We start from the raw sequence: 25,998 nt of genomic DNA, 5'->3' as shown, positions 1-25,998 counted from the left end.
TGTCCCCCGTCGAACCGGGGACGCACTCCCTGTCAGGCGGCGCGGGCGAGGCTGCGCGCAGCCTTCTGAGCCTGGGGAGCCTGGCGAGCAGGGACGGATGCCGTGGCGGGCTCGTCGAGTGCGATGTCGAGGCTGAGCCCACGCGAGGAGTTGGCGTCGTTCGCCATGCGCTTCAGAAGGTTCTGATCGAGCGCCTCGGGCTGTTCCGAGTCGAAGACGAAGCGCAGCGGGATCGAGGGCTGCAGCCAGATCGTCGACCGGCCGACGGGCTGATCCGGGCCGTGCACCCACGACAGGGTGAAGCTCTCGCCGCGGCGGAGCTTGGTCGAGACGACCACCTTGACGTGCGCCAGAAGACGGTCGTCGATGTCGATGGGCTCCGTCGTGGTGCCGTAGAAGAGCTTCGCCATGATGTTTCCCCTTTGCTCGTTGCTCATGAATGAACTTACTAGGTAGACTAGCGAATAGGCAAGCGAGATATTAGGAGCACGATGACGATCGACACCCCCTCGCCTCCGTCGTACTGGTACAGCGACAGCACCGACGATGAGCGAGGCGCGCGGATCATGGAGGCCATGCGCGCCTACCGGTCGTCCGAGATGGCGATGCGTCGGCGCACCCAGGAATCGATGGCGATGGGCGAGAACGAACTGCTCGTTCTCCGCTTCCTCGCGCGCGCTGCCGCGACCGGCTCCCCTGTGACCCCCATCGATCTCGCCCGGCATCTGGGCGTGTCGACTGCGTCCATGACGGCCCTCCTCGACCGGCTCGAGAAATCGGGGCATATTCAGCGCCGCCCCCACCCCTCCGACCGACGGAAGGTGCTCGTCAGTAGTACGGCGCACGCCGACGACGAGATCCGCGACACCCTCACCGACATGCACGCCCGGATGATGCGGGCCACTCGCGGGATGACGGAGGAGGAGACGGTCGCCGTCACGGAGTTCTTGAACCGGATGCGGTGCGCCGTCGCCGACCTGTGCGGTGCGGGCGGATCGTGCTGTCCCCCGGCGCGGAGTCCGCGGCCCGCCCCGCTCGCATCGGACGCGGCCGCGTGAGGGCGTCGGTCGGCGTCGACATCATCCTTTCCACGGAGGCCGAGGCGGACGTGGTGCTCTCCATCACCCCCGCGGATGGATGGGCCGACGACGAGACCCTGACGATCGCCTCGGCCGGCCGGACGATCCCCGCGGCCGAGATCGCGGACGCGCACGGCACGAGAGCGCATCGCGTCGTCCTCCCCGCGGGACGGACCAGCGTCACCTACCGCGGCTCCGTCTCGACACCTTCCGCACCGGCCCCCTCGGCCGAGATCGACCCGGTTCGCTATCTTCGCCCCAGCCGCTACGCGCCGTCGGACGATCCGAGGATCTCGGAGGTGGCGGCCTTCTCCTCGTCATCCGTGCGGGAACGCGTGCGACAGATCACCCAGTGGGTCTCGGAGAACCTCGACTACGTCTCCGGCGTCAGCGGACCTACCGACACCGCCCTCGACACGCTGCGCGAGGGAGCAGGGGTCTGCCGCGACTACGCGCACGTCACCATCGCCCTGCTTCGCGCCGCGGGGATCCCCGCTCGACTCGTGTCCGTCTTCGCCCCGGGGCTCGAGCCGATGGACTTCCACGCCGTGGTCGAGGCGTTCGTCGACGGCCGTTGGGAGGTCGTGGATGCCACCCGCCTCGCGCCCCGCGCCCACTTCGTCCGGATCGCGACGGGTCGAGACGCCGCCGACACCGCGTTCCTCACGACCGTGTCGGGCACGGCGACGTTGGAGTCGGTCGACGTCACGGCGGTGACCGTCGACGATCTCGTCGCGGACGATCCCGACGCCTCGATCCTGCTGCGCTGACTCCGCCTCACGAGGGAGTCGCCGCCGCACGGCCGCGGGTAGCGTCGGAGGATGGACGTCATCTCGCGGTCGTCTCGCCCGCTCCCCCGTCTCGCGATCGGTCTGATTGTTCTCGCTCTCGTCCTGCTGGGAGCGACGGCGGTCCCCGCACCGGCGCGCGCGGACGTCGGCGACTTCGCCTTCGACTCGTTCGCGGCCGACATGACGCTCTCCCGAGCCGACGACGGGCACGCGGAGCTCGCGGTGACCGAAACGCTGGTCGCACGCTTCCCCGACGTGGATCAGAACCGCGGCATCATCCGCTCCATCCCCGACGACTACGACGGGGTGCCCCTGCAGACGCGGGTGCTCTCGGTGACCGATGCCTCCGGCGCCCCCGTCGCCTACGACGTGGAGACGGATCGACGGGAGGTGCGGGTGCTCACGGGTGACGACTCGTTCGTGCGAGGCGTGCAGACCTACGTCATCTCGTATACGCAGCGCGATGCCATCCGCTCGTTCGCCGACACGGGCGCGGATGAGTTCTACCGGGACGTCAACGGCACGCAGTGGGATCAGCCGTTCGGGGCGGTGAGCGCCCGGCTCCGCGTCGATCCCGCTCTGACGGATGCCGCGCTCGAGGGCGCTGCAGCGTGTTATGTCGGGGCGCAGGGAGCGTCGGAGAGGTGCGAGATCTCCCGCACGATCGACGCCGACGGCCTCGTCTTCGAGGCCGGGGCCCAGGATCTCGGCCCGGGAGAGAACGTCACGATGGCCGTCGGCTTCGTCCGCGGCACCTTCGTCCCCGGAGAGGTGGTGCGCACCCCGCTCGAGCAGTTCTCCGTCGACGCGGCCCCGGTGCTGGCCGCCGGGTCTCTCGGCGCCGTCGGTGTCGGGCTCGTCGCCGTGGCCGCTGCGGTGAGGGCCCGGCGTCGCGGACGCGATGCCGAGGGCCGGGGCGTCATCGTGGCGGAGTACGACCCACCGGCCGGGGTCGACGTGCTGCAGGGCGCCGAGCTGGTCGCGCGTCGCGGCACCGGCATCCCCGCCGCCATCGTCGACACCGCCGTGGCGGGGCACCTCCGCATCGTCGACGACGGCGACGCGCGGAGCCTCTCGCTCGAGCTCGTGACGGCGGAAGGCGCCGACGCGCTGCACGGTGCGATCCTCGGCGCGGTCTTCGGTGCGGCCGCCCGACCCGGAGCCAGCGTGACGCTGGGGCCCGATCGCCAGGACGTCGCGAAGGCTCTGCAACGGCTCCCCCACGCCGCCGCGTCCGAACTGCGCTCGCGGGGGTGGAGCGAGAAGCAGCACCCCAGCCGCTCCGTCGCCGCGGCGGGTGTCGCCGTGGGCGCGTTCGTCCTCGCGGTGCTCGCGCTCATCTTCGCGGCGATGGGGACGGCGCCCGCCTGGTGGCAGATCGCCGCCGTCCCCGTCACGGTGGTGCTCGGCATCCTGAGTTTCGCGCTGCTGCGCTACCGCGATCGGATCACGGATGCCGGAGCACCGGCACGCGACCACCTTCGGGGGCTGCGCGAGTACCTGCAGCTCGCGGAGGCGGACCGCCTGCGCGTGCTCCAGAGTCCCGAGGGGGCGGAGCGTCGTCCGATCGACCCGGATGATCCTCGCCAGGTGCTCCACCTCTACGAACGTCTGCTGCCGTGGGCGATCGTGTGGGGCGTCGAGAAGGAGTGGTCGGAGGCGCTCGACACCCGCGTGCGCGAGAGCGGCGACGATCTGCACTGGTACCGCGGCGGCGGCGGCTTCTCGTCGGCGGCCCTGCTGTCGACGATGGGGACGCTGCGCATGGCGAGCGCCCCGGTCACGACCACGACGAGCGGCTCGGGGAGCTTCTCGGGCGGGTCTTTCGGCGGCGGCTTCTCGGGAGGGGGCTCGGGCGGAGGCGGAGGCGGAGGGCGCTGAGAGGCGCTCACTCCGCCACGCGCACCACCTCGGCGATGACTCGTGGGTCGGCGAGCACGCGGAAGTGCCCTCCGCCGGCCAGTTCCACGTTCCGGGCACCGGCGAGTTCGCTGCCCTCCGGGATGTGCGGGTCGAACGGGCCGTAGACGGACACGATCCTCGCGTTGGCGTCCGCGGCCCTCGCCAGTGCTCGCATGGTGGCGTCGCCCGACGCGAACGCGCGCAACGACGGTGTGGGCATGAGGCGGCTGTACCGGGATCCGCCGAAGGGCGTCGCGACCGCGACCATCGCCCGCACCCGGGACCCTTCCGGGTCGAAGGCCATGACGTGCTTGCCGATCAGGCCGCCTTTGCTGTGGGCCACGAGCACGACGTCATGGAGGTCGCGCGACACCAGCAGTGCCGCGACGCGATCGGCGGACTCGGCGATCGGACGACGGTTGTCCCCCAGCTCCGCGACGACGTGCACCGGGTGTCCGCGCTCGTGCAGGGCGCGGGCCAGCGGCTCCATGAAGCGCCAGGTCTCGTAGATCCCGGGCAGCAGCACGATGGGGCGCCCCTCGCCCTCCTGCAGGTCGAGGTCCCCTCCGCCTCCCCGGGCTCGCAGCTGCGCCCGCACGGCGTAGGCGTAGTCCTTCACCCACCACGAGAGGTCGCGCGCTCCGGTTCGCAGGGCGCTCACGGCATCCATCGGCATGCCTTCATCCTGCGGGCGCGGGCGCGGCTCGCAGGCGGGGTTGCCACGACGACGCCGCACACCCGCGCATCGGGCGCAACCCCGGGATGACGGCGATCCGGGCCGTCTTAGGCTCGGGGCCATGGACATTTCGGACATCCGGTGGAACGAGCCCGCACGACAGAAGATCCTCGACGACGCCGACGGCGTGCTGCGGGAGGCCGTCGTCGCGGTCGCGCGTGAGAGCGAAGGGATCTCGTCGGACGAGGCCTTCGCGCAGATCAACGCGCGCATCAAGGACCGCTTCATCGACTACGAGCCCGGCCCCGACATCCGCACGTATGCCGACGCGATCGCCGCCGGAGAGATCCCCACCGACGACGCCGGATGACCCGCGGCACGATCCTGCCCCGCGGGCGCCAGTTCGTCCTCACCTGGGGCGTTCCGCGCGAGTACGGCGGCCTGACCGCCGCCCTCCTGCGGCGTTCCCGTTTGTTCGCTGGTCGTGGTGCGCCGGTGCACGTGCTCACGTGCGACGACCGCGACGACCGCGCTGCGGTCGCGGAGGAACTGTCCCGTCGCGACGCCCTCGGCGAGGGCGTCCGGCTCACGAACCTGTGGGACTGGCTGCGCGAGAACGACCTGCGCGGCCGATCGGTCGCGGCCGGCGCCGGGTTCGCCCCGCTTCCCGCCGGGGCGCTCGAGGAGACGTCGGGCGGGGTCGTCGTGAGACGCATCCGCACGGATGCCGAGGGCGCGGTGCTGCAGATCGACCATCTCCGCGCGGACGGGACGGTGGCCGCGAGCGATCGCCGCGACGTCCCGCACTCCTCCGGCCGGACGCGCCGCGTCATCGTCACGTGTGACGCTGCCGGCGCCCCCCGCGCCGCGTGGCGCGGAGTACGCGAGCTGTACGCGGCCTGGCTCGACCGCCTGACGGCCGGCGAGAGGTCGTTCCTCCTCGTCGACAGTAAGGCCATGGCCCGTTTCGCCGCGGGTTACCGGCGCCCGGGCGTCGTCGTGCTCCACATCGTGCACGGCTCGCACCTCACCGACGACGGCACCGCGATCCGCCCGTCGCGCGCCGAGGTGTTCTCGCGGCTGAGCGCGTTCGACGCGGTCGTGCTGTGCACCGCGCGCCAAGCGGGCGACGTGCGCCGTCAGGTGGGCCCGGCGCCGCTCCTGGCCGTCGTGCCCCACCCCGTCGAGGTGGGTGACGTGGAGACGAGCCGCCCCCGCGACGGCGCGGTCGTGCTGGCCCGCTTGGAGCCGATCAAGCGCGTGGAGCACGCGGTGGATGCCGTGGCCCGTGCCCGGCGGCGCGTCCCGTCGCTCGAGCTCGACGTCTACGGCGATGGTCCGGCCCGAACCCGCCTCGAAGGGGCCGGGGTCGACGGGGTCCGCTTCCACGGTTTCGACCCCGCCGCCCGAACCGCCCTGCAGCGCGCATCCGTACTGCTGATGACGAGTCGGTCCGAGGCCTTCTCGCTGGTCGTCGCCGAGGCGATGGCCGCGGGCTGCCTGCCCATCGCCTACGACGTCCCCTACGGTCCGCGCGAGCTCATCGTCGACGGCCGCACGGGATGGGTGGTGCCGGCCGGCGATGTCGACGCCCTCGCCGACGCGCTCGTGCGGGCGGCATCCCTCGATCAGCCCGCTCTCGAGCGCATGCGGCGGCAGGCGGTCGAGCGCGCACGCCGTTACGACGAATCGGCCGTCCTCACGCGATGGGCGCTGACGCTGTCGCGTGCGGCGCGACGCCACCGACTCCGCGAGGCGACATGGCGAATCCGCGAGGTGCTCCGGCGTCGCCTTCGGATCGGCTGAGATCCCTCGTGCGGGGCACGCGGCAGGCGTACTCTGCATCTACCCGGCCCCGGCATCGCCGGCGCGGATGACGCCGATACGGCGTCCGCGACGACTCCCGCCCGTCGAGCCCGTCCCCCACACGGCTCCGGACGGGAGTCGTCGTCCGGGTCAGCGGTCTTCGCCGTAGCCGCGGATGCTGCGCAGGTCGTCCTTCAGGTCTTCCTTGGAGGCGTCGCCCGGGACGATGTCGCTCTGCGGCGCATCGTCCTGCACGGCCGCATCCGCGGCCTGCTGCTCCCGCGCGCCGTCCTTCTTCTCCTCGACGCCGGCGTCGGTGGCGCCGTCCATGACGGGGGCGTCCTGGGTTTCTTCGCGATCGGTCATCGTCGTCCTCCTCGGGATGGGTCCTTGGTGGCATCCTGAGGGGTCCCTGCGGTCGCCGACCGGGGCTTGCGCGGCCCCGTCGGCGGTGTTCACACTCCGTGGTGGCCGGGGTGACGGCGCTCGAGAGCCGCCCCCTCGACGTCGACGTTGGGCACGATGCGCTCGAGCCACTTCGGCAACCACCACGCCGACCCGCCCAGCAGGTGCATGAGGGCGGGCATCAACAGCATCCGCACGACGAACGCGTCGAACAGGACGCCGAGGGCCAACCCGAGGCCGAACGACTTGATGATCACCGCCTCCGAGGTGATGAAGCCCGAGAAGACCGAGATCATGATGACCGCCGCGGCGATGACGACCGTACGCCCGGCGCGGAAGCCCTGCGCCACCGCGAGGCGCGGCGCGGCGCCGTGCGCCCACGCCTCGCGCATGCCCGTGGTCAGGAACAGCTGGTAGTCCATGGCGAGACCGAACAGGATGCCGACGAGGATCACCGGAAGGAAGCTCAGGATCGGGCCGGGATTGTGCACGCCGAACAGCCCGCCCAGCCAGCCCCATTGGAAGACGGCGGTGACGGCCCCATAGGTCGCGAACAGCGACAGCACGAAGCCGAGCGTCGCGATGAGCGGAACCAGGAGCGAACGGAAGACCATCACCATGATGAGGAACGACAGGCCGACGACGACCACGAGGTAGATCGGCAGCACCTCGGCCAGCCCCTCGGAGATGTCGATGTTGATCGCCGCGGCCCCCGCCACTCCGAGCGCGATATCACCGTCGACGGGTGGCAGGGCGCGAAGGTCGCGGACGAGCCGATCGGTGGACACCGCGTTGGGCCCCTCGGTGGGGATGACCTGGAAAGCGGCCAGCGTGCGATCGTCGGAGACGGCGACGGGAGCGACGGCGGCGACGCCGTCCTGGGCGAACAGCTCGCGCGCCACGTCGAGCTGCAGGCCCTGCACATCGGCCTCCGCGGTACCGGCGGGGAGGGAGGCCGTGACCAGCAGGGGGGCGTTCGAGCCGGCGCCGAAGGCCTGCTCACTCCAGGTGAAGGCCTTGTAGCCGGTGGAGTCCGCGGCTTCCGATCCGCCGTCGGGCAGCCCCAGGCGCATCGAGAGGGCCGGGATCGCCACGACGAGCAGGGCCAGGGTGGCGACGATCATCGTGACGACCGCGCGGAGGGTCGACATCGGCCGGACGGGCCGGGCAGTCGGCGCGCCCGGGCCGGTCGCCGTGCGCGAGGAGCGCCGCGAGTGCTCGTCTCGATCGACGGATGCCGTCCGCGCGGCACGTCGTGGATGATCCGCCGCGTCGGCCGCGATCGCCGCGCGGGCGCGCGCCCGACGCCCGAGGACTCGCGTCCCCGCCAGGCCGAGGAGAGCCGGCGTCAGCGACACCGCGATGAGCACGGCGACCAGGACGCTGACCGCTCCGGCCGTACCCATGAGGCCGAGGAAGGGGATGCCGGTGATGTTGAGCGCGAGCAGGGCCACGATGACGGTGGACCCGGCGAACACGACGGCGTTGCCGGCCGTACCGTTCGCCAACCCGATGGACTCGCGTATGTCGGCCCCGGCCAACAGCTGTCGGCGGTGGCGATAGAGGATGAACAGCGCATAATCGATACCCACGGCGAGGCCCAGCATCACGCCCAGGAACGGGGTGACGGATGCCATCTGGATGAGCCCCGAGAACGACAGCGTGGCCATGGCGCCGATGGCCACGCCGATGATCGCGGTGACGATGGGGAACGAAGCGGCCAGGAGCGAGCCGAGGACCACGACGAGGACGATCCCGGCGACGGCGACGCCCACGACCTCACCGACGCCGAAGATCTCGGGGACGCCCTGCGAGATCTCGGTGTTGAAGGCCACCTCGACGCCGGCGACGGGGTCGGAGAAGTGCTCGACGACCGCTTCCTTCGAGGCCTCGGTCAGTTCGAGACGGGGCTTGTCGAACGAGACGTTGACGATCGCCGTCGAGCCGTCCTCCGATACGAGGCGAATGGCATCCGCGAACCCGAGCAGTTCGGCCCCGTCGTCGAGCTGCGTCTGCTGGGCGTCGATCTGCGCGAGGCCCGCGGTGAGCTGCGCCTGCTGCTGCTCGAGCGCCGAGCGCTGTTGGTCGATCTGCTGCTGCTGCGCCTCGAGGGCGGCCACCTGCTCCTGCTTCTGCGCGGAGGGCAGCCCCGCTGCCTCGAGCTGTGCCCGCCCCTGGTCGAGACGCTGCTGGCCGGCCTCCAGCTGCGCCGCCCCCTCCGTGAGCTGCTGCTGACCCGCCTCGGCCTGCGCGCGCGCCTGATCGAGCTGAGCGCGCCCGTCGACGAGCTGCCGACGTCGAGCGTCGAGCTGCTCCTGGGCGGTGAAGGGGTCGGTCACCCGGGCGACGTCGGGAAGGTCGTCCGACGAGTCGACGAGTGCCGAGATGGCCGTGCGCTGCGCATCGGTGAGCGGGGAGCCGTCGCCGGTGCGGAACACGACCGTGCCCGCTGCACCGGCGAAATCGGGGAGCTCGTCCTGCAGTTCGGCGATGACGTCACCGGATGCCGTACCGGGGATGTCGAAGCTGGAGCTGAGCCCTTTGAAGCCGACGAGGAAGCCCGAGACGACGATGCCGAGGATGACGGCCCACGCGACGATGACCGTCCAGGCGCGGCGTGCGGCGAACGTTCCGAGGCGGTGCAGCAGTTCGGCCATTCAGGTATTCCTCTCGTGCGGTGCGCGCGAGAGCACCGTCGGCCTCGATCAGCGGGGAAAAGATAACACGCACCGTCTCGTCTTGTTCTGTGAGCCGTCGTCCAGAATGTGTGTCATGGCCCTTCCGCGCAGTGGACCGATCCGCAGTCAGGCGGCCCGCTCGGCGATCCTCGACGCGGCAGCCGCGCTCTTCGCCGAGCAGGGCTACGACCTCCTCACGATCGAAGGCATCGCCCGGCGCGCCGGAGTGGGCAAGCAGACCATCTACCGATGGTGGCCGAGCAAGGGCGACGTCCTGGCCGAAGCCATCCTGGAGCGACGCCTCCTCGGGGCTCAGCGCGAGCTCCCCGACACCGGGGACGCTCGGGCCGACCTCGCGACCTGGCTGAGCGATCTGTTCACCCTTCGAGCGAGTCCCGACGGTGAGGGCCTGCTGCGCTCCCTCGTCGCCGCGGCCGCGGGCAGCTCCGAGACGGGCAGAAGACTGCGCACCGAGATCCTGGCGGCGCCGCTGATGGATCGCCTCGCCGTCGCCATGGGGGGAGCCGCCGGCGCTCGGCTCGAGGCCGCCGCCGACGCTCTCGTGGGCGGTGTCATCCTGCGTGCGCTGAGCCGCGAGGACTTCGGGCTCGACGACATGCGCACCCTCGTCGACACCGTGGTCGGGCCGGCACCCCGGTGATGACGCGCCAAGACCCGGCGCCCGCTCGCCCCTGACCCCTACCACAGCGGCGAGCGCGACGTCCAGACCGGGAACGCACAGCTGCGTCCCGTAAGATGATCGCAGCAAGGGGAGTACTCCCACCGCGACGTTCTCGTCAATACGGATCACGCCATCGTGATCCCGGGACGTCGGCCCATCTCGCCGGGTGGAGGAGACCTTGGTGTCTTGTCGTACACCTATTTCCCTTGGAGGCCGCCGTGGGCGTCACCCCCCTCGTCTGGATCATCACGATCGCGATCACCATCGCGTTCTTCGTCTTCGAGTTCTTCGCGCACGTGCGCAAGCCGCACGAACCATCGATCGGCGAATCCGCCCGCTGGTCGGCGTTCTACATCGGCCTGGCCCTGCTGTTCGGCGTCGGCATCGGCATCTTCTCGGGCTGGACCTTCGGCGGTGAGTACTTCGCCGGGTATCTGACCGAGAAGGCGTTGTCGATCGACAACCTCTTCGTATTCCTCATCATCATGACCGGGTTCGCGGTACCGAAGAAGTACCAGCAGAAGGTGCTGATGATCGGCATCGTGATCGCGCTGATCATGCGCGGTGCGTTCATCGCCGTGGGCGCGGCGCTCATCGAGAACTTCTCCTGGATCTTCTACATCTTCGGCGCCCTCCTGCTCTTCCTGGCTTACCGACAGGCGTTCTCGCACGGCGAGAGCGACCCCGCCAACGGCAAGTTCATGCGTTTCGTGCGCCGCGTCCTGCCCGTGAGCGAGGAGTACAACGACGACAAGCTCACCGTCCGCAAGGACGGCAAGCGCTTCGTCACCCCGATGCTCCTGGTCATCATCGCGATCGGTTTCATCGACCTCGTCTTCGCGGTGGACTCCATCCCCGCGATCTACGGTCTGACCAACGAGGCCTACATCGTGTTCGTCGCGAACGCCTTCGCGCTCATGGGTCTGCGCCAGCTGTACTTCCTCATCGGCGGCCTCCTCGAGCGCCTCGTCTACCTCGCGCAGGGTCTGGCCGTCATCCTGGCCTTCATCGGCGTCAAGCTCGTCTTCCACGCGCTGCACGTCAACGAGCTGCCCTTCATCAACGGCGGTGAGCCGCTGCTGTGGGTCCCCGAGATCCCGATCTGGTTCTCGCTGCTGTTCATCGCCGCCACCGTGGCCGTCGCCACCATCGCGAGCCTGCGCAAGACCCGCAACGACGACGAGAAGAAGAAGAGGGAGACCTTCGACGGCGAGAAGGTCATCCACGCCCCCGAGGACTGACTCTCCGAACCGGTGACGGGCTCGCGGCTCCGGCCGCGGGCCCGTTTCGTCTGCCGTATCCGAACGGCGAGCGCAACCCCGGCGGGACGCCCCGGTGGTCGTCCTACCGTGGCCGACATGACGCGATTCGGCTACACCCTCATGACCGAGCAGAGCGGCCCGCGGGCGCTCGTCGACTACGCCGTCGGCGCCGAGCGCGCCGGCTACGACTTCCTCGTCTCCAGCGACCACTACTCGCCGTGGCTCACCAGCCAGGGCCACGCTCCCTACGCCTGGACCGTGCTCGGCGCGGTGGCGCAGGCGACCACCGACGTCGAACTCATGACCTACGTCACGTGCCCCACCGTCCGATACCACCCGGCGGTCGTCGCGCAGAAGGCCGCGACGCTGCAGTTGCTCTCCGAGGGCCGCTTCACGCTCGGTCTCGGATCCGGCGAGAACCTCAACGAGCACGTCGTCGGCGAGGGCTGGCCCGCCGTGCACGCGCGCCAGGACATGCTCGTCGAGGCCATCGAGATCATCCGCGCGCTGCACACCGGCGACCTCGTCACCTACGACGGCGAGTACTTCCGCGTCGACTCCGCTCGCGTGTGGGACGCCCCCGACGGCGGCGTGCCGATCGGCGTGGCCGTGTCGGGCGAGCACTCCATCGAACGTTTCGCACCCCTCGGCGATCACCTCATCACGACGGAGCCCGACGGCGATCTCATCAGCGGCTGGGACGCCCACCACGACGGTGAGTCCCGCAAGATCGGCCAGATCCCGATCAGTTGGGATCCCGACAAGGATGCCGCGATCGCGCGCGCGCACGATCAGTTCCGCTGGTTCGCGGGCGGGTGGGCCGTCAACGCCGATCTGCCGACGCCGGCGGGCTTCGCGGGCGCGTCGCAGTTCGTGCGCCCGGAGGACGTCGCGGATTCCATCGCGTGCGGTCCCGACCTCGATGAACTCGCCGAGAGCGTCCGCCCGTTCATCGACGCCGGCTTCACCGATATCGCCATCGTCCAGGTGGGCGACGAGCAGCAGCAGCGCTTCGTCGACGAGATCGCCGCTCCGCTGCTCGAGAAGCTGCGCGCGCTGTGACCTCGGCGGGGCGCGCCCGATGGCGCGTCCCGCCCCTCAACGGCGGATGTGTCCCGCCTCGACGACCCATTGCTCGAGGCGCCACACGGGGAGGCGGAAGACGCGGGCGACCGCGACCGCCGAGAAGCCGCCGTCGACGACTGCGGCGATCGCGAACTCTCGCAGCGACGTGAACTCACGGCCGGCGAGGGCCCCCTGACGCAGCTCCGCGAACGTGCGGGGTTGCCGCATCGCCGCCGGGCCCGACGCATTCAGGACGTACGGCGACCCGGAGTCCGCGGGACGACGATGCGGGTGACCGGGCGCCGGCAGAGCCGGCACGACGGTCTGCGCGGGCGGCGCGGGCACGATGTCGGATGGCTCGGAGACGTTCGTCCACGGCGCCGGCGGAAGCTGCCCGCCCCAGGAGGCCTCCGTCGCCCGCGTCACGGCTCGCGGCACCTCGCGCGTCTCGTCTCTGCCGGCAGGGACGACGACCTTCGGCTCGTCGGGCGGTTCGGGCATCGTGGGCGCCGCCCTGGCCGAGGTCCACGGTGCCGCCGGCAGCTCTCCACCCCACACGACCTCGCTCGGCACCACGTACGGACTCACGACGGCGGCGGCCGGTGCGGAGGTCAGCCAGGGAGCCGGCGGCAGTTCTCCACCCCACACCACCTCGCTCGGCACCACGTACGCGCTGTGCGGCACGCGGGACGGCGACGCCGGATCGGAAGCGGCCTCCCCGAAGAGTTCGGCGACCTCGACCTCGAACGTCTCGGCGAGCGCGACCAGCGTCGCCAGCGACGCCGTCGTGCGACCCGCTTCGATCGCCCGCACGCGGGACTCCGACAGTCCGGCCTCGAACGACAGGGCCAGCACCGTCAAGCCGCGCTCTTCGCGCAGACGGCGCACGCGCTCGGCCAGGACCCGCAGCACCTCGTCGAGGCGCCCATCCAGTGATGCCTGCGTCAAGCGATCCTCCCCTCAGCCGACAACGCGCACCTGTGTCCGGGGGAGACAATGAAGACTATCGCGTTCCCCGCCGCGGAGCGGGGACGCTGACGGTGCCGCGCGTTCGTGCCGCGCGCCCGGTCCCGCTGCGCGCGTCAGCCCCGCAGCGCGGCCGAGCCCAGGACGCGCTCGACGGCGATCTCCAGCACGACGCGCTCGGGGTTCACGCGCGGCTGCCGGTATCGCGCGGCGTACAGCTCGACGGCGTGCGCCACGGCATCCGGATCCTCGCTCACGCGCGCGGTGCCCTCGAAGCTCATCCATCGCGCACCGTCGACCGAGCACACCGAGGCGCGCCCGGAGCGAGCGGCGTTGACGAACTTCTGCGTCCCGCGCGATCCGATCACACGCACGACGCCGTCTTCGTAGGTGAATCCGACCGGGACGGAATGGATGCGACCCGACCGGCCGAGGGTCGAGAGGGTGGCCAGGTGGTATTCGCTCAGGAAGGCGAGGGCGTCATCGGTCAGCACCCTTCCAGCGTGCCACGGCCGACGACCTCCGAGACGGTCTTCGTGGCCGTCTCCCACCGGCGGATGCCGACCGCACGCACCGATCGCTCGAGAGGGGCGTGTTCAGACAGCACCCGCAGCGCGTCGCCGACGCGATCCAGCGCGACCCGTCGCCCGAGGGTGACGTGCGGTGTCCACGCTCCCGGTCGCGTGTGGTCGGCGTCGTCCCCGGCCCCCGCGAGGTCGTGCACCCGCGTGTGGAGGTCCACCAGCGCCGCCGAGGGGACGACCGAGCGCGCGATCACCCTCGTGCGCCCCGCACCGAAGAGCACGGGTGCACCGAGGGTCATCCCCAGGGGAAGGGCGTCGGCGAGGGGCGCCGCATCGAGATCCGGCAGGCTCGGGCGCACGAGCAGGGTGATGTGCGGACGATTGCTCTCCCCCGTGTGGCGCGCCTGGCTGGGGAGATCGGCTGCGGCGAGCGCGTCCCATTCCTCGCGCATCGCCGCGTCGGACTCGTCGTCGAAGACGAGCTCGAGGCTGACGATGTCGCTCACGCGCGGTTCACCGGGTCGACCACCAGGCGGCCGCGACGAGCGCCGGCTGGAAGAAAAGGCGTCCGAACCGCTTCTGATCGGTGTCGAGACCGAAAGCCGACCGTCCCTTGCGCCACTGGTCGATGTTCCCCGGGAAGATCGCGATGAAGAACGCGGCCAGAGCGGCTCCGATTCGACGACGCTCCTTGGGCAACGCGACGAGGGCGAGACCGAACGCCGCCTCCACCACGCCGGATGCCACGACGACCGCGTCCCGATCGAGGGGGCCGTGCTCCACCAGGGCATCCGGCACCTGGGCTTGGAAGTCCCGCCGCGCGAAGGTGAGGTGGGAGATACCGGCGAACATCATTGCCAGGGCCAGCGCCCAGCGCACGAACGACTTCATAGGAGCACGCTAGAGCGCGAGCCCCCGACATCCGCCAGGCTTGACGACCGCTCGCGGACCCTTCTCTCCCGGGGATCCGGCGCTACGGCACCGGTCCGCATTGCGCAACCCCCGGCCGCAGACGACGCTTCGCGCTTGACTGGGACCACGTCGGCCGAGGAGGTGCCCCATGACGATGACGGATGCCGAGTCCCCGGCAACCCGCGAGGAAGATCTCGATGCGCTGCTCGTGCGGGCGGCGTCGGGCGATTGCGACGCGTTCGTCGCCTTTTACGACGCGACCTCGCCGCGCATCTACGCGATCCTGCTCTCACTGACGGGCGTGGCGACGAAGGCCGAGCGGCTGCTCGAGGGCATCTACATCGAGGCGTGGGAGCGCATGCGCGGGCGCAACGCTCCCCCGTGCCCGGGGATGCAGTGGATGTCGGCCATCGCGCACCGGCACGCGTCCGGTCGAGCCTGAGACGCACGCGGGGCCGCGACGGGCGGGCCGACGCGCCCTACGAGGCGTCGACCGACGTGGTGATGACGTCGTGGGTCTCGAGGTCGACCGTGAGGCCGCTCGAGGAGTTCGCGGAATTCGCGTACGTCTGCAGGAGGGCCGGGTCGAGCATCTCCGGCTCGACCGAGCCGAACACGAAGCGGAGCGGGATCGACGGCTGGAGCCAGATCGTGCTGCGACCGGCGGCCTCACCCGACGGATGCCGCCACGACATCGTGAAGCTCTCTCCACGACGCAGTTTCGTGGCGATGACGACCTTCACGTGCGCGAGGACCCGATCGGGGATCTCGATCGCTCGCTCGGAGGAACCGTAGAACAACGAGCCCATCAGCTCCTCCTTCCGAGGATGCCACCTGCCCATATTTTACTAAGTTGCCTAACTATCACCAAGTGAATTCGCGGGAAATCTCCGGAGGGACGCTTCGTCGGACCCGGGGGCAAGGTAGTTCCGTCCCCTGGAATCTCGGCGACCGAACTACAATGGCGCGACGGGGGCCAGACCCGGAGGAGACGCATGACGATCGAGACCGCACACGACCCCGCGACCACCGCCGCGCAGGCGGTCGAACGTCTCCGCCTCGCCGAGGCACGTCTCGCCCGACGCCGCCAGACGGAGTGCGGGCCGAGCGAGAATGCGCGGGCCGCGATGCGCCTCATCCTCGAACGCGCCGACACCGGCGCGAACATCACTCCGACGGAGATCGCCCAATCCCTCGCCATCTCCACGGCATCCGTCACCGGAATGCTGGACCGCCTGCACGCCGGCGGGCTGATCGCATTCGTCGCGAATCCGGCCGACCGGCGCAGCAAGTTCGTGGTCCCGTTCGACCGCGACGTCGACCCCGACGCCATCGACCCCGTCACGGCCCGCATCCGGGAGTTCGCCCTCGATCTCCCCACCGACACCGCGGGCCACCTCGCGCAGTTCCTCGACCGCGTGCGCGAAGTCGTCGATGCGGAATGCCGCTGACGGCGTCAGGACGACGCGACGGCCTCGGGGTCGGGCTCGGTCGTGATGCTGAGACCGCCGGGCGAACTCGCCTCGTTCATGAGGTCGTCGATCCATCGACGATTCAGCTGAGGCGCGCGACTGCCGTAGAAGTGGAAGACCAACGGGATCGACGGCGAGATCCACAGGCTCCGGGTTCCGCTGCCGTCGCCGAGCGGGAAATGGAACATGAAGGGCTCGCCGCGACGCAGCTTGTTCATGAAGACCATGCGCAGGTGGGAAAGAGTCCGGTCCTCGATATCGAACGAATGACCCAGGGTGTTGTAAACCAGTTTGCCCACGTTGACAGCGTATCGCGCTCCGTGAGGTTAACTACTGCTCCGCAGCTTCTCTCACACCTCAACTAGAGTGCTCAGCGTGCCCCGACTTCCGCGCTCCACCCGCACCCGGCGCCGGGTCCCCCGCGCCGTGCTGGTGGCGCTCGCCGTGGTCGCGGCCGTCGCCGTCATCGCCGTGATCGCCGTCGTCGGCAACCTCGTCACGACCCTCTTCCAGACGCTCTCCGCGCGACCGCCCGCTGTGGACACGCGCATCGTCGCGCCCGACGAGTCGAAGGCCGCCCAGGCGGCCGATGCCGCCGCCGGCGACACCGAGGAACAGGCCGCCGCGCAGTGGCTCGCCTCCCAGCCGACCACGTATTGGCTCACTCCCGAGATCGACCCCGTCGACGAGGTGTGGGACCGCGTCGCGCATCTCGCCGCCGAGGCCCGGGATCAGGATGCCGCCCTGTCCATCGCGGTCTACGGTCTCCCCGATCGCGACTGCGGCAACCACTCCGCCGGCGGACTCGATCCGGACTCCTACCGCGCCTGGACGCAGCGCATCGGAGACGCCCTCGGCAACGCGTCCGACATCCAGAAGATCGTCATCCTCGAACCCGACAGCATCGCCCTGTCATCGACGTGCGGATCGCCCTCCGACCGCGCCGGCTACCTCAAGGACGCCGTCGACAACATCCGCGGGACCGATACCTGGATCTACATCGACGGGGGCCACTCGTCGTGGCATCCGGTCGCGGAGATGGCTGATCTCATCCGCGCGACCGGAGTCCTGCCCGACGTGCGCGGCATCGCGCTCAACGTCTCGAACTACCAGGACACGGCGGCCGAGTTCGACTACGCCCACGCCCTCTCCGACGAGCTGGGCGGGACGCACGCCGTCATCGACACCTCCCGCAACGGTGCAGGACCCGCCGGTTCCGAGTGGTGCAACCCGGCCGGCCGGCTCGTCGGCAGTCCCACGGGCTCGTTCGGCGACGGCGTCGTCGACACCAATCTGTGGATCAAGCCGCCCGGAGAGAGCGACGGCGAGTGCAACGGCGGGCCCACCGCGGGCACATGGTGGCCGTCGGCAGCCGTCGAGCTGACCCGCGAACAGCGCTGACCCGCACACCGCAGTCCGCGGCGCGCGAAGCCCGACGGTCGCCAACGTCGGGAAGTGTGTCAAGATTGCGCTCGTCGCTTCGCGACGCCGTGTCTCGGGGGAGTACGCGGGCACGATCTCGTGCGAAGCCGGAAGAGTGGGTGAAATGAGCGACAGCTCCGAGTTGCTGAAGACCGCGGTCATCGTCGAAGACGACCCCGACATCCGTCATCTCCTCGTCGAAGTGCTCGAGTCCGCCGGGTTCTCGACCGTGTCGGTCGGCAACGGCATCGACGGCGTCCGCGCCGTGCTCGCCTACCAGCCGTTGATCACCACCCTCGACGTCAACATGCCCGGCATCGACGGGTTCGAAGCGGCCCGCCGCATCCGCCAGCAGAGCGACACGTACATCATCATGCTGACCGGCCTCGAGGAGGAGGCCGACGTCGTGCTCGGACTCGGCGCCGGCGCCGACGAGTACGTGGTCAAGCCGTTCCGACCACGCGAACTGCGCGCGCGCATCGAGGCTTTGCTCCGGCGCCCCCGCGGCGGAGAGCCCCACGCGCCCACCGCGCCCCGGCAAGACAGTGTCGGCCCCTCGTTCCCGAATCCCCGCACCGAGGCATCCGCTCCCCCGGCCCCCGCCGCGGCACCGAGTGCAGCGGTGATCGTGCCGTCGTCGCAGGGGCCGGAACCCCGCGCGGAGGCGCAGGCCCCCGCCTCGCGGACGGAGCTCGTGCCCCGTCCCGCCGCCGGCGACCTCACCCCCACCGGAGGGGCGTGGATCGCGCACCGCGACCTCCAGCTCGACCCCGACAGCCGCCTCGTGCGCGTCGGCGGCGAGGAGCTCGAGCTGACGCGCACCGAGTTCGACCTGCTGGCGACCCTCATGGAGTCCAAGCGCCGCGTGCGCAGCAAGGCCGATCTCACGCTCGTCCTGCGCGGGGAGTCCTATGTCACGAGCTACTTCGTCGGCGAGGCCGACAAGAGGGCGATCGAGGCGCACATGACCAACCTGCGCCGCAAACTCGGCGACAACCCGGCCAACCCGCGCTACATCGAGACCGTGCGCGGCGTCGGATACCGACTGACCTCGGAGCTGCTCGCCGCACCCTGAGCCGGATGCGAATAACGGATGCCTCGACCCTCCCCAGGGCCGAGGCATCCGTGTCTCTGATGCGTTCGGGCGCGATCAGATCGTGTGTTCGTCAGACCTTGAAGCCGTGCTGGCGACGAACGAGCTTGGAGAACATCAGGAGGGTCTGCAGCACGGTGACCACACCGACGATGGGCCAGCCGATCCACAGGATCGAGGACTGCACCATCGGGCCGACCATGACCCAGATGACCGCGAGGGCGATGGCCACGGCGATCAGGACGACCATCGGGGTCCAGTGGCCGAGCCCGCCACCGCGCTCCGCCTTGGCCTGCATCGCCCAGTTGTCGACCTTCTTGCGCGAGAGGAAGCGGGTCCACGAGCGCACGAAGTGGCTGATGCGGATCCACATGAACAACTCGGCCGGGAAGAAGAGCACCGCGAACAGCACATCGCTGCGGTTGCAGTTCTTCATGGTCCGCGCGATGCGCAGATTCAGCAGCATGGCGATCACCGGCGGGATCAGCCACACGGGCGAGAACACGAAGGCGCCGATCGACAGCGACCCCGCGAGCAGCGTGAGGAACGCGACGCGGACGAACAGGTTGGTCAACATGCCGAAGTTCTCGAACCAGCGCAGTCGCAGGTTGGGGTGGAACGGCTGACCCTTGGTGTCACCGCGCTGCCCCGGCCACATGAGCTCGATCGCGCCGTAGGTCCACTTGACCTGCTGGGCGTCGTAGCCCGACAGGGTCGTCATGCCGCCCACGTCGGCCCGTGCGTACGGGCTGATCTTGGTGAGGTAGCCGGCGCTCTTGATCTGCAGCGAGAGGAGCGAGTCCTCCACTTCGGAGTCCTTCACCCAGGGCGTCGACTGGTGGTTCTGCTTCATGGCGTCGCGCAGCGCGTTCGTCGAGAAGATCGAGAACTGTCCGCCGAGCACCGCCATGTTGCGGCCGCGCAGCATGTTCTGGAGGTTGAACGCGGCGAACTGCGTGCGCTGTCCGGCGGTGAGGAAGCGGGCGATCACGCCCTTGATCGGCTTGTCGTCGATCGTGTAGATCGCCGAGATGCCGCCGATCCGCGAGTCCGAGACGGCCTCGGTCTCGAGGTACTCGACGGCCTTGGTGTCGGCGATGGTGTCGCCGTCGACGCCGAGGAGGTAGTCGTACCCCTCGACGAGGGAGTACCCGTAGTTGAGCGCGCCGACCTTCTTGTCGGGGTTCTTGCCGATGTCGTGGACGAACACCTCGGTGAACTGCTCGCCCAGTTCGGTCTGCAGCTCGTGCGGCCCGCTGTACTCGGACGCGATCTTGACCGTGGCGTCCGAGGTGTTGTTGACGACGACGTGGATGACATCGGGGACGCGCGTCTGTGCGAGCAGGGCCTCGATCACGTCGGCGATCGACTCCTCCTCGTTGTATGCGGGGATGACGCACCCGATCGTCGAACGGTGCACCGACGTGTGCTCCAGGACGGCGGCGAAGTCGTCCGCGAACCCGTGCTCCTCCGCCGTCGTCGACGCCGCCAGCTCGCCCTGCTGGAGGTGGAAATCCCGGGCGGCGGGGGTGAAGCTTCGCGCATCGGTCATGGCGGTGTCTTCCTGTCGGTGTATCGGCGGATTAGCCGAGTCCTACTCTGGTAGGTTCACCGCAACGCGACCACTGCACACGACCACCGTCCCCGCAAGATTTCCTCAAGATTTGCGGCGGATCCCGAAGGAGACGCGCCTCGTGATCTTCCTCGCGCTGCTGGCATCCATCGTCGCGGCGGGCCTCGCCCTCACCATGCTCTTCCTCACACACGGTCGACCGGACGACGACCGGGGCGGCCAGCGCGCGGACATGGTGCGCTACTTCGGGGTGGCAGCGATCGCGGCCCTGCTGTGCGGGACGATGAACGTCCTCGAGACGGCCGGGGGCGGCGACACGGCGGCGGCGGTCGGCAATGCCACCAATCTCGTCGCCGTCGGCCTCATGTGGGCGGGAGCGCGCCGATTGAATCGCCGCCGCGCGATCGGGGCGGTCAGCACCGCGGCCGGTGCCGTGCTGATGCTGGGCTTCACCTTCCTGATCCCCCTCGAGGACGCGACGCTGCTGAAGACGGCCGGTCTGACGGTCTACGGCGCCTTGAGCGCTCTCGAGCTGGCCCGCCGCCCGCTCGGCGCCCTGTCCGGCGCGCGCGTCCTGGCCTGGACGCTGGGCGCCTACGCCGCCTACAACCTCGCCCGACTCGTGGTCGTGGCCGTCGTCGGACCGGGAGCGCTCCTCGGCGGCGGACCCGTGTCGGCCGAGGCGACCGCGGCCGTCAGCGCCGTCGCCATCGCCGTCGTCTCGCTCGCGGTGGTGCGCCTGGGACGTCAGCTCGACGACGCTCCGGCGCCCGGCACGCGGGCGCACGACCGGGGGTCACTGCGCCGCGGGACCGTGCAGTTGCTCGCCGGATCCTCGCTGGTTCGGGCCACCATCGTCCGTGTGCCCGAGATCGACCTGATCCGCGCCGCTCACAGTACCGAACGGGCGGAGACGATGCTGCGCACGGTGGCAGCGGCCCTCGACGACGCGATCGACGACGTCGCGTGCGGGATGCCGGTGCGCGACACGGTCTTCGCCGTCGCGCCGGCGCTCCTCGACACGGCCGATCTCGAGAAGGCGGTGCGTCGCGCCTTCGCCGCTCGGATGCCCGGAATCGATTACGACGACGTCCCCGACCTCGCTTTCGAGCACTATCTCATCCGCGACGTCGACGATCTGTCGCTGCTCATGGAGAGTCATCGTCCGCGCCCCCGGCAGGAGCTCTCCGACTGAGGCTCCGGCCGCCGCCGACGTCAGTTCGAGCCGGTGGTCTGCCCCCAGCCGGGCGCGCGACCGGTACCCGAGGTCGTGCCCGTCGAGTCGGCGGCGGCGCCCTGGCCCTCGTCGGCGAAGATCGCGATCGGGAGGTACTGGTACACGGTCTGCTGCGAGAACGACGAGTCGGTGTTGGCGGTGCCTTCGACGGCCACGTTCAGCGCGAATTCGAGGGTGATGCCGTAGGTGTCGTTCGGCAGCTGCCGGATGGACGTCGTGGGGACCAGCAGACCCCCCTGGAAGCTGTTCAGGAGCAGACCGCGGTCGGAGCGCAACGTGTCGGAGGGCACGAGCGTCCGGGGATCGGCGCTGAACTGGAACGGATTCGAGACCTGACCGTTCGTCTGCGCGGTCTGCGACGAGATCGACACGGATGACAGATACACGCGACGCTTCTGGGTGAGCACCGCCTTCTCGTCGACCCTCTTGTCGACGACGTTGATGGCGAACCCGAACTGCTTCTCGTTCGTCGACGTCCACTCCATCGTGCGCTTGGGGTTGTCGGCCCAGACGTCCAGCCGCACTTCGAGACCGTCGGCCACCTCGGAGGTCAACGAGACCGACCCGTCGTAGGTGAATTGGGAATCGAACGGCATGGACGAGGACGACACGGCGGGCTCGGGGGTGGCGACCACGACGGACTGGCCGTTCGCCCCGCCCGCTTGACCGGGCAGCGCGTTGAACAGATCGGCGACCTGAGTACAGCCGGTCAACGTCGAGGGAAGAGCAACGGCGAGGGCGAGGGCCACGACGGTCGCGCGCGCACGGCGGCGAGAGGTCACGCTCACGGGAATCTCCTGAGGATCAGCGCGAGAACGCGCAGAGGTCGATAAACGACCATCACGCTGCGGGATGCAGGCCTCAGGGGGAGTCTGACCGGGCGTCGTGACGCTTGTTCACGCGCGGCGAGCAGAGACAGGATGGCGCGCTGAACATTACACCACTCTCTATACACTCGTGACATGGCATCCGCGAGGAGCGTCCCCCCGGCGGTTGTCCCCGGAGGCGCGCAGGACGAAGACGGTGCGAGCCCCAGCAGCCGCACGCGCTCGGTCTGGTTGCTCCAACTCGTGCTCGGCGCGAGCGTCGTCATCACCGTCCTCCTCGTCCAGGCCCTCGAGCCGTCCCTGTTCGCGCTGTGGTCGTTCTCGTCCGGAGTGGGCGTGGTGATCGCCCTCACCGCGGTCGCGATCGTCGTGCCCTGGCATCGGCTCCCCCGCTCGGCGGTGGCCGCGGTCCCCTTCGGAGACATCGTCGGCATCGGGCTGCTGAGCTTCGGAACCGACCTCCGATTCGGGTTCTTCTGGGTCTTCCCCATCATCTGGATCGCCACTCACTTCGCCCTTGCCTACCTCGTCTCCGCCCTCGGTGCGGTCGGCACGCTGATCGTCATCGACGCGACGGTGAACGCCTCCGGACCCGTCACGGCACTCCGCCTGATCGTCGTCCTGCTGTCGCTGACGTTCATCGCGATCACGTCGTTCCTCTCCGCGCGGCAGACGAGAGCGTTCAAGCAGCTCCTGCGCCGTCAGGCGAGCCGGCTCCAGGGCACACTGCAGCGGGTCTCCGGCCAGGAACGACGCGTCTCGCAGATGCTCAACGGTCTCGACACCGGCATCGCCCGCCTCTCGGCCGACGGCGAGGTGCTCGCTCTGAACGACACCTACGTCGACCTGTACGGCGTGGAGCGCGACGAGCCCCAGCGTCCCGGAGGAGCCGTCGAATACGCGAACCTCCGCGGCGAACCCCTGCCGGAATCCGAGCGGCCGTTCGCCCGCGCCGCCCGCGGCGAGCAGTTCGACGACGAGAGGGTCTGGCTCTTCGACACCCACGGGGATTGGCACGCCCTGTCGGTCTCGACCCGTCGCCTGATCTCCTCCGACGAGGCGGAGAGCACTCTCCTGATCGTCCACGACATCACGGCGCTGATCGAGTCGGAGCGGGCACGCGAACGCCTCGCGGCCACGGTCTCGCACGAGCTGCGCAACCCGCTCACCGCGATCATCGGACACGCCGATCTCGCCCTCGACGACCCGGGTCTGCCGCCGAAGGTACGCGATCAGCTCGAGGTCATCGCCGGGGCCGGAGAACGTATGCAGACGCTCATCTCGGAGATCCTCGCCAACTCGCGGGGCGTGTTCAAAGACCAGAGCGCGCCGGCCACCGCGGACGCGAGCCGCATCATCGCGTCGTCCCTCGCGTCGTTCCGCCCCGCGGCCGGGGCGCGTCGCGTCAACGTCATCGACGAGCTGCCCCCCTCGGCGGAGGTCGTCGGCGACGCCTTCCGTCTGCGTCAGGCTTTCGACAACATCCTTAGCAACGCCATCAAATACACCCCGGCCGGCGGAACCATCCGCATCTCGGGCGAGACGTCGCCCGACGACGTCATCCTGCGCTTCGCCGACACGGGGATCGGCATCCACCCCGACGACCTCGCCCGCGTCTTCGATCCGTATTTCCGCGCGCAGAGCGTGCGAGACAGTCCCACCCCGGGCACGGGTCTGGGAATGGGGATCATCCGCACCATCGTCGAAGAGCAGGGAGGCTCGCTCTTCCTCGACAGCGAACTGGGCGTCGGCACCACCGTGACCGTCGTCCTCCCCGTGCGCGCCGAGGTCGACGCGGCGTGATGCCCGACGACGTCCTGTCCAACCTGGGCCTCGCGCAGGCGACGGTGGCGACGCTCGGCACCGTCATGACCATCGGTCTCGGGTTCCTGCACCGCCCCTCCCGGTCCGCGCTGCTGTGGTCGCTGGCCTTCGTCCTGGCGATGACCAGCACCTGGGTCTCGGTGACCGGTGCGATCCTCGACGACGAGACGGTGCGTCGGGCCGGTCTGGGCCTCATGCTGGGCGCACCGGCTCTGATCTGGTCGGGGTTCCGCGCGCGACGCGGCGTGGCGGCGCTGCCGTGGATCGGCGTCCTGCAGGCCGTCGTCACGGCGGTGGTCTTCGTGTCCGTGGTCGACATCAGCGCCTACGGTCTCGCGTTCCGACTCGCGTTCCTCGCCGCGGCGGTCTTCGCCGGCCTGACGCTCGCAGAGATGCGGCACGCCGCCGATCGGCTCGAGCGCATGGCCCTCCCCCTCGCCGTCGTCTCCGCGGCCTTCGTCGCCCTCGGCGCCGGCATCCTCATCTCCGGCCTCTCGGCCCCCGCGAGCATCGGCGATCTCGCCCTCCCGCGCGTGCTCAACGGTCTGGCGATGCTGGTCTTCCTCGTCTGCGCGACGGTGTCGTTGCTGTACTTCACCTCGGTGTCGCCCAGCGGGCGGCGGGCGGCGTCCGCGTGGCCCCACTTCGTCGTCACCGCGTCCGATCGTCTGCGACGCGCGGCGCGTGCCCGTGAGGAGTCGTGGGCGGTCCTGACCGTCCGTCTCGACGATCCCCAGCACCTGCGCAGCGCAGCGGGCGAGAACGCCTGGACGCGCCTCGTCGAGGACTTCGAGAGGGTCGTCGCCGACACGTTCCCCGCCGAGGCCGATCTCGGCCGCGAGACGCGGGGCCGGGTGGTCGTCGTCCTCGCGCGACCGGACTCCGTGCTCCGCGAGCAGGTGCGCACCGTGCTGCGACGCATCACCGAACTCGACGGCTCGTCGTACGTCGGCATCCAGCTCTCCGCGAGCGTGGGATGGGTGCCCGCGGAAACGGGCGACTTCGAGTTGTCGACCCTCATCGCCGAGGCCGACCGCGCCGCCGACGAAGCGACTCGGCAGGGGGGCGATCGCTGGCAGCGCGTCCGCGCGTGATCAGCCTGCGGGCTCGGTGTCCCCACCACCGGCGATCGCGACGGTGAGCGTGTCACTGGCCGTCTGCTTGGCGAATTCGTTCGACGTCGGGGTGGTCTGGACCAAGAACTCGAAGGTGAACTGCAGGGTGACGAATGTCGCTTCTGCCGGCACCTCGCCGACGTTGAACGTCTGCGAATAGCTGTACGGAGCCAGCACCAGGTATCCCGGGGCGTCGGTCTGGTCGCTCTGCGCCGTCAGGGGTGAGAACGACTGCGACGCGTTGCCCGGGACGGCCGTCATGGTCGCCCGCTGCAGGTAGACCTTCTGTCCGTCGTCGGGGGACACCGTGGTCACCATCGACAGGCTGACGGGCTTCAACGCCGTCGGCGTCCAGCGGTCCATCGACAGAGTCGACCAGTAGTCGACCGTGGCGCTGACGGCGCCCGCGGTCAAGGGCCGCTGGGTCGAGCCGCTGGAGAGGTCGTTGCGCACCGGCTGCGGAGCCGCGCTCGTCGTGGCCGTCGGTGAAGCCGCAGCCGTCTGCTGTCCGCCGCCCTGCGCCCACGGAGGAGCACCGCATCCGGCGAGAGCGATCGCACCCGTGACCAGCAGCGTCGCGACGCCGATGAGCCTGCCGCGCCTCGTTGCGAGCCCCATTCGTCCTCCCCCGGATCGTTCCCTTCAGTGTAGGTGCCCGTAGAGGGGCGGCCGCCGCCGGACGCCTAA

28 protein-coding genes are annotated in these 25,998 nt (G+C 70.0%); 15 read left to right on the top strand and 13 right to left on the bottom strand.

The genetic code is table 11. The annotated features are described in order from the left end of the window. Nucleotides 1-32 precede the first annotated feature (32 nt). Entirely contained in the window at nt 33-410 is a 378-nt protein-coding gene (locus Q0818_RS03060) for a hypothetical protein (protein WP_298871222.1), read from the bottom strand. A gap of 81 nt (nt 411-491) precedes the next feature. Between Q0818_RS03060 and Q0818_RS03055 the strand changes: the two genes are divergently transcribed. From Q0818_RS03055 to Q0818_RS03045, 3 genes are read left to right on the top strand one after another with little or no spacing between them, the layout of a single operon-like run. Beyond that, a complete protein-coding gene (locus Q0818_RS03055; protein WP_298871220.1) occupies nt 492-1,058 on the top strand; it encodes a MarR family transcriptional regulator in 567 nt (188 codons plus the stop codon). A 53-nt stretch (nt 1,059-1,111) separates the two neighbouring features. Beyond that, nucleotides 1,112-1,849 (top strand): transglutaminase family protein, encoded by a 738-nt coding sequence (locus Q0818_RS03050; protein ID WP_298871217.1) that lies wholly within the window; start codon nt 1,112-1,114, stop codon nt 1,847-1,849. Nucleotides 1,850-1,900: 51 nt separating this feature from the next. Further along, the gene (locus tag Q0818_RS03045) at nt 1,901-3,751 is read left to right on the top strand and encodes a DUF2207 domain-containing protein (RefSeq protein ID WP_298871214.1); all 1,851 of its coding nucleotides are present in this window, start codon (nt 1,901-1,903) and stop codon (nt 3,749-3,751) included. A gap of 7 nt (nt 3,752-3,758) precedes the next feature. Here the strand turns inward: Q0818_RS03045 and Q0818_RS03040 are convergent, their stop codons facing one another. After that, complete coding sequence (locus Q0818_RS03040) at nt 3,759-4,448, bottom strand: alpha/beta hydrolase (RefSeq protein ID WP_298871212.1); 690 nt, start codon at nt 4,446-4,448, stop codon at nt 3,759-3,761. Between the two features lie 121 nt (nt 4,449-4,569). On the opposite strand from Q0818_RS03040, the gene Q0818_RS03035 reads away from it, so the two are divergent. Together Q0818_RS03035 and Q0818_RS03030 are read left to right on the top strand one after the other, a co-directional pair. Continuing rightward, nucleotides 4,570-4,818 (top strand): hypothetical protein, encoded by a 249-nt coding sequence (locus tag Q0818_RS03035; protein ID WP_298871210.1) that lies wholly within the window; start codon nt 4,570-4,572, stop codon nt 4,816-4,818. Then, the gene (locus Q0818_RS03030; protein ID WP_298871208.1) at nt 4,815-6,254 is read left to right on the top strand and encodes a glycosyltransferase; all 1,440 of its coding nucleotides are present in this window, start codon (nt 4,815-4,817) and stop codon (nt 6,252-6,254) included. The genes Q0818_RS03035 and Q0818_RS03030 overlap by 4 nt, the downstream gene beginning before the upstream one ends. A 150-nt stretch (nt 6,255-6,404) precedes the next feature. Here the strand turns inward: Q0818_RS03030 and Q0818_RS03025 are convergent, their stop codons facing one another. Together Q0818_RS03025 and Q0818_RS03020 are read right to left on the bottom strand one after the other, a co-directional pair. Beyond that, nucleotides 6,405-6,620 (bottom strand): hypothetical protein, encoded by a 216-nt coding sequence (locus Q0818_RS03025; RefSeq protein ID WP_298871206.1) that lies wholly within the window; start codon nt 6,618-6,620, stop codon nt 6,405-6,407. An 89-nt stretch (nt 6,621-6,709) separates the two neighbouring features. Continuing rightward, nucleotides 6,710-9,316, bottom strand: a complete 2,607-nt coding sequence (locus Q0818_RS03020) for an MMPL family transporter (RefSeq protein WP_298871204.1) — start codon at nt 9,314-9,316, stop codon at nt 6,710-6,712. A gap of 115 nt (nt 9,317-9,431) precedes the next feature. Between Q0818_RS03020 and Q0818_RS03015 the strand changes: the two genes are divergently transcribed. The 3 genes from Q0818_RS03015 (at nt 9,432) to Q0818_RS03005 (ending at nt 12,343) form a co-directional block, all read left to right on the top strand. After that, nucleotides 9,432-9,998 (top strand): TetR/AcrR family transcriptional regulator, encoded by a 567-nt coding sequence (locus Q0818_RS03015; protein WP_298871202.1) that lies wholly within the window; start codon nt 9,432-9,434, stop codon nt 9,996-9,998. A gap of 239 nt (nt 9,999-10,237) precedes the next feature. After that, nucleotides 10,238-11,260, top strand: a complete 1,023-nt coding sequence (locus Q0818_RS03010; protein ID WP_298871200.1) for a TerC family protein — start codon at nt 10,238-10,240, stop codon at nt 11,258-11,260. 117 nt (nt 11,261-11,377) lie between these two features. After that, nucleotides 11,378-12,343, top strand: coding sequence for an LLM class F420-dependent oxidoreductase (locus Q0818_RS03005; protein WP_298871198.1), 966 nt, complete (start codon nt 11,378-11,380; stop codon nt 12,341-12,343). 36 nt (nt 12,344-12,379) lie between these two features. Here Q0818_RS03005 and Q0818_RS03000 read toward each other — a convergent pair whose 3' ends face one another. The 4 genes from Q0818_RS03000 to Q0818_RS02985 form a co-directional block, all read right to left on the bottom strand. Beyond that, on the bottom strand, nt 12,380-13,294 hold the full coding sequence (locus tag Q0818_RS03000) for a helix-turn-helix domain-containing protein (protein ID WP_298871195.1): 915 nt from the start codon (nt 13,292-13,294) through the stop codon (nt 12,380-12,382). Nucleotides 13,295-13,428: 134 nt separating this feature from the next. Then, entirely contained in the window at nt 13,429-13,806 is a 378-nt protein-coding gene (locus tag Q0818_RS02995) for a PPOX class F420-dependent oxidoreductase (protein ID WP_298871192.1), read from the bottom strand. Beyond that, nucleotides 13,800-14,342 (bottom strand): 2'-5' RNA ligase family protein, encoded by a 543-nt coding sequence (locus Q0818_RS02990; RefSeq protein WP_298871190.1) that lies wholly within the window; start codon nt 14,340-14,342, stop codon nt 13,800-13,802. The genes Q0818_RS02995 and Q0818_RS02990 overlap by 7 nt, the downstream gene beginning before the upstream one ends. Before the next feature lie 7 nt (nt 14,343-14,349). Beyond that, nucleotides 14,350-14,727 carry a hypothetical protein gene (locus Q0818_RS02985; RefSeq protein WP_298871188.1) on the bottom strand — a complete coding sequence of 126 codons (378 nt, stop codon included), beginning with the start codon at nt 14,725-14,727 and terminating at the stop codon, nt 14,350-14,352. Nucleotides 14,728-14,896: 169 nt separating this feature from the next. On the opposite strand from Q0818_RS02985, the gene Q0818_RS02980 reads away from it, so the two are divergent. Further along, a complete protein-coding gene (locus Q0818_RS02980; protein ID WP_298871186.1) occupies nt 14,897-15,190 on the top strand; it encodes a hypothetical protein in 294 nt (97 codons plus the stop codon). A 37-nt stretch (nt 15,191-15,227) separates the two neighbouring features. Here the strand turns inward: Q0818_RS02980 and Q0818_RS02975 are convergent, their stop codons facing one another. Then, nucleotides 15,228-15,557, bottom strand: a complete 330-nt coding sequence (locus Q0818_RS02975) for a hypothetical protein (protein WP_298871184.1) — start codon at nt 15,555-15,557, stop codon at nt 15,228-15,230. 186 nt (nt 15,558-15,743) lie between these two features. Here Q0818_RS02975 and Q0818_RS02970 point away from each other — a divergent pair, with 186 nt between their 5' ends. Beyond that, entirely contained in the window at nt 15,744-16,199 is a 456-nt protein-coding gene (locus Q0818_RS02970; protein WP_298871182.1) for a MarR family transcriptional regulator, read from the top strand. Nucleotides 16,200-16,204: 5 nt separating this feature from the next. Here Q0818_RS02970 and Q0818_RS02965 read toward each other — a convergent pair whose 3' ends face one another. Beyond that, nucleotides 16,205-16,519: an ATP-dependent DNA ligase gene (locus Q0818_RS02965; RefSeq protein ID WP_298871179.1), complete on the bottom strand. Its 315-nt coding sequence runs from the start codon at nt 16,517-16,519 to the stop codon at nt 16,205-16,207. Between the two features lie 76 nt (nt 16,520-16,595). On the opposite strand from Q0818_RS02965, the gene Q0818_RS02960 reads away from it, so the two are divergent. Continuing rightward, the gene (locus Q0818_RS02960) at nt 16,596-17,621 is read left to right on the top strand and encodes a glycoside hydrolase family 6 protein (protein WP_298871175.1); all 1,026 of its coding nucleotides are present in this window, start codon (nt 16,596-16,598) and stop codon (nt 17,619-17,621) included. A gap of 145 nt (nt 17,622-17,766) precedes the next feature. Further along, a complete protein-coding gene (locus tag Q0818_RS02955; RefSeq protein WP_298871174.1) occupies nt 17,767-18,717 on the top strand; it encodes a response regulator transcription factor in 951 nt (316 codons plus the stop codon). Nucleotides 18,718-18,808: 91 nt separating this feature from the next. Here the strand turns inward: Q0818_RS02955 and Q0818_RS02950 are convergent, their stop codons facing one another. Beyond that, entirely contained in the window at nt 18,809-20,287 is a 1,479-nt protein-coding gene (locus tag Q0818_RS02950) for a glycosyltransferase (RefSeq protein WP_298871171.1), read from the bottom strand. 142 nt (nt 20,288-20,429) lie between these two features. On the opposite strand from Q0818_RS02950, the gene Q0818_RS02945 reads away from it, so the two are divergent. Next, nucleotides 20,430-21,503: a hypothetical protein gene (locus Q0818_RS02945; protein WP_298871168.1), complete on the top strand. Its 1,074-nt coding sequence runs from the start codon at nt 20,430-20,432 to the stop codon at nt 21,501-21,503. Nucleotides 21,504-21,523: 20 nt separating this feature from the next. On the opposite strand, the gene Q0818_RS02940 is transcribed toward Q0818_RS02945, so the two are convergent. After that, on the bottom strand, nt 21,524-22,333 hold the full coding sequence (locus tag Q0818_RS02940; RefSeq protein WP_298871165.1) for a fructose 1,6-bisphosphatase: 810 nt from the start codon (nt 22,331-22,333) through the stop codon (nt 21,524-21,526). A gap of 174 nt (nt 22,334-22,507) precedes the next feature. Here Q0818_RS02940 and Q0818_RS02935 point away from each other — a divergent pair, with 174 nt between their 5' ends. After that, nucleotides 22,508-24,175: a cell wall metabolism sensor histidine kinase WalK gene (locus Q0818_RS02935; protein ID WP_298871163.1), complete on the top strand. Its 1,668-nt coding sequence runs from the start codon at nt 22,508-22,510 to the stop codon at nt 24,173-24,175. Next, the gene (locus Q0818_RS02930) at nt 24,175-25,290 is read left to right on the top strand and encodes a hypothetical protein (RefSeq protein WP_298871161.1); all 1,116 of its coding nucleotides are present in this window, start codon (nt 24,175-24,177) and stop codon (nt 25,288-25,290) included. The genes Q0818_RS02935 and Q0818_RS02930 overlap by 1 nt, the downstream gene beginning before the upstream one ends. On the opposite strand, the gene Q0818_RS02925 is transcribed toward Q0818_RS02930, so the two are convergent. Further along, nucleotides 25,291-25,929, bottom strand: a complete 639-nt coding sequence (locus Q0818_RS02925; RefSeq protein ID WP_298871160.1) for a hypothetical protein — start codon at nt 25,927-25,929, stop codon at nt 25,291-25,293. Nucleotides 25,930-25,998: the final 69 nt, after the last annotated feature.

Origin of the sequence: uncultured Microbacterium sp. (assembly GCF_947489255.1) — a bacterium.
Taxonomy (GTDB): domain Bacteria; phylum Actinomycetota; class Actinomycetes; order Actinomycetales; family Microbacteriaceae; genus Microbacterium; species Microbacterium phycohabitans.
This window is presented reverse-complemented; position numbering and strand designations above follow the sequence as displayed.

Coding starts and splice junctions, on each gene's coding strand:
- Q0818_RS03060 (WP_298871222.1), bottom strand. CDS start 410: ATGGCGAAGCTCTTCTACGGCACCACGACGGAGCCCATCGACATCGAC.
- Q0818_RS03055 (WP_298871220.1), top strand. CDS start 492: ATGACGATCGACACCCCCTCGCCTCCGTCGTACTGGTACAGCGACAGC.
- Q0818_RS03045 (WP_298871214.1), top strand. CDS start 1,901: ATGGACGTCATCTCGCGGTCGTCTCGCCCGCTCCCCCGTCTCGCGATC.
- Q0818_RS03040 (WP_298871212.1), bottom strand. CDS start 4,448: ATGCCGATGGATGCCGTGAGCGCCCTGCGAACCGGAGCGCGCGACCTC.
- Q0818_RS03035 (WP_298871210.1), top strand. CDS start 4,570: ATGGACATTTCGGACATCCGGTGGAACGAGCCCGCACGACAGAAGATC.
- Q0818_RS03030 (WP_298871208.1), top strand. CDS start 4,815: ATGACCCGCGGCACGATCCTGCCCCGCGGGCGCCAGTTCGTCCTCACC.
- Q0818_RS03025 (WP_298871206.1), bottom strand. CDS start 6,620: ATGACCGATCGCGAAGAAACCCAGGACGCCCCCGTCATGGACGGCGCC.
- Q0818_RS03020 (WP_298871204.1), bottom strand. CDS start 9,316: ATGGCCGAACTGCTGCACCGCCTCGGAACGTTCGCCGCACGCCGCGCC.
- Q0818_RS03015 (WP_298871202.1), top strand. CDS start 9,432: ATGGCCCTTCCGCGCAGTGGACCGATCCGCAGTCAGGCGGCCCGCTCG.
- Q0818_RS03005 (WP_298871198.1), top strand. CDS start 11,378: ATGACGCGATTCGGCTACACCCTCATGACCGAGCAGAGCGGCCCGCGG.
- Q0818_RS02985 (WP_298871188.1), bottom strand. CDS start 14,727: ATGAAGTCGTTCGTGCGCTGGGCGCTGGCCCTGGCAATGATGTTCGCC.
- Q0818_RS02980 (WP_298871186.1), top strand. CDS start 14,897: ATGACGATGACGGATGCCGAGTCCCCGGCAACCCGCGAGGAAGATCTC.
- Q0818_RS02975 (WP_298871184.1), bottom strand. CDS start 15,557: ATGGGCTCGTTGTTCTACGGTTCCTCCGAGCGAGCGATCGAGATCCCC.
- Q0818_RS02970 (WP_298871182.1), top strand. CDS start 15,744: ATGACGATCGAGACCGCACACGACCCCGCGACCACCGCCGCGCAGGCG.
- Q0818_RS02955 (WP_298871174.1), top strand. CDS start 17,767: ATGAGCGACAGCTCCGAGTTGCTGAAGACCGCGGTCATCGTCGAAGAC.
- Q0818_RS02950 (WP_298871171.1), bottom strand. CDS start 20,287: ATGACCGATGCGCGAAGCTTCACCCCCGCCGCCCGGGATTTCCACCTC.
- Q0818_RS02935 (WP_298871163.1), top strand. CDS start 22,508: ATGGCATCCGCGAGGAGCGTCCCCCCGGCGGTTGTCCCCGGAGGCGCG.
- Q0818_RS02930 (WP_298871161.1), top strand. CDS start 24,175: ATGCCCGACGACGTCCTGTCCAACCTGGGCCTCGCGCAGGCGACGGTG.
- Q0818_RS02925 (WP_298871160.1), bottom strand. CDS start 25,929: ATGGGGCTCGCAACGAGGCGCGGCAGGCTCATCGGCGTCGCGACGCTG.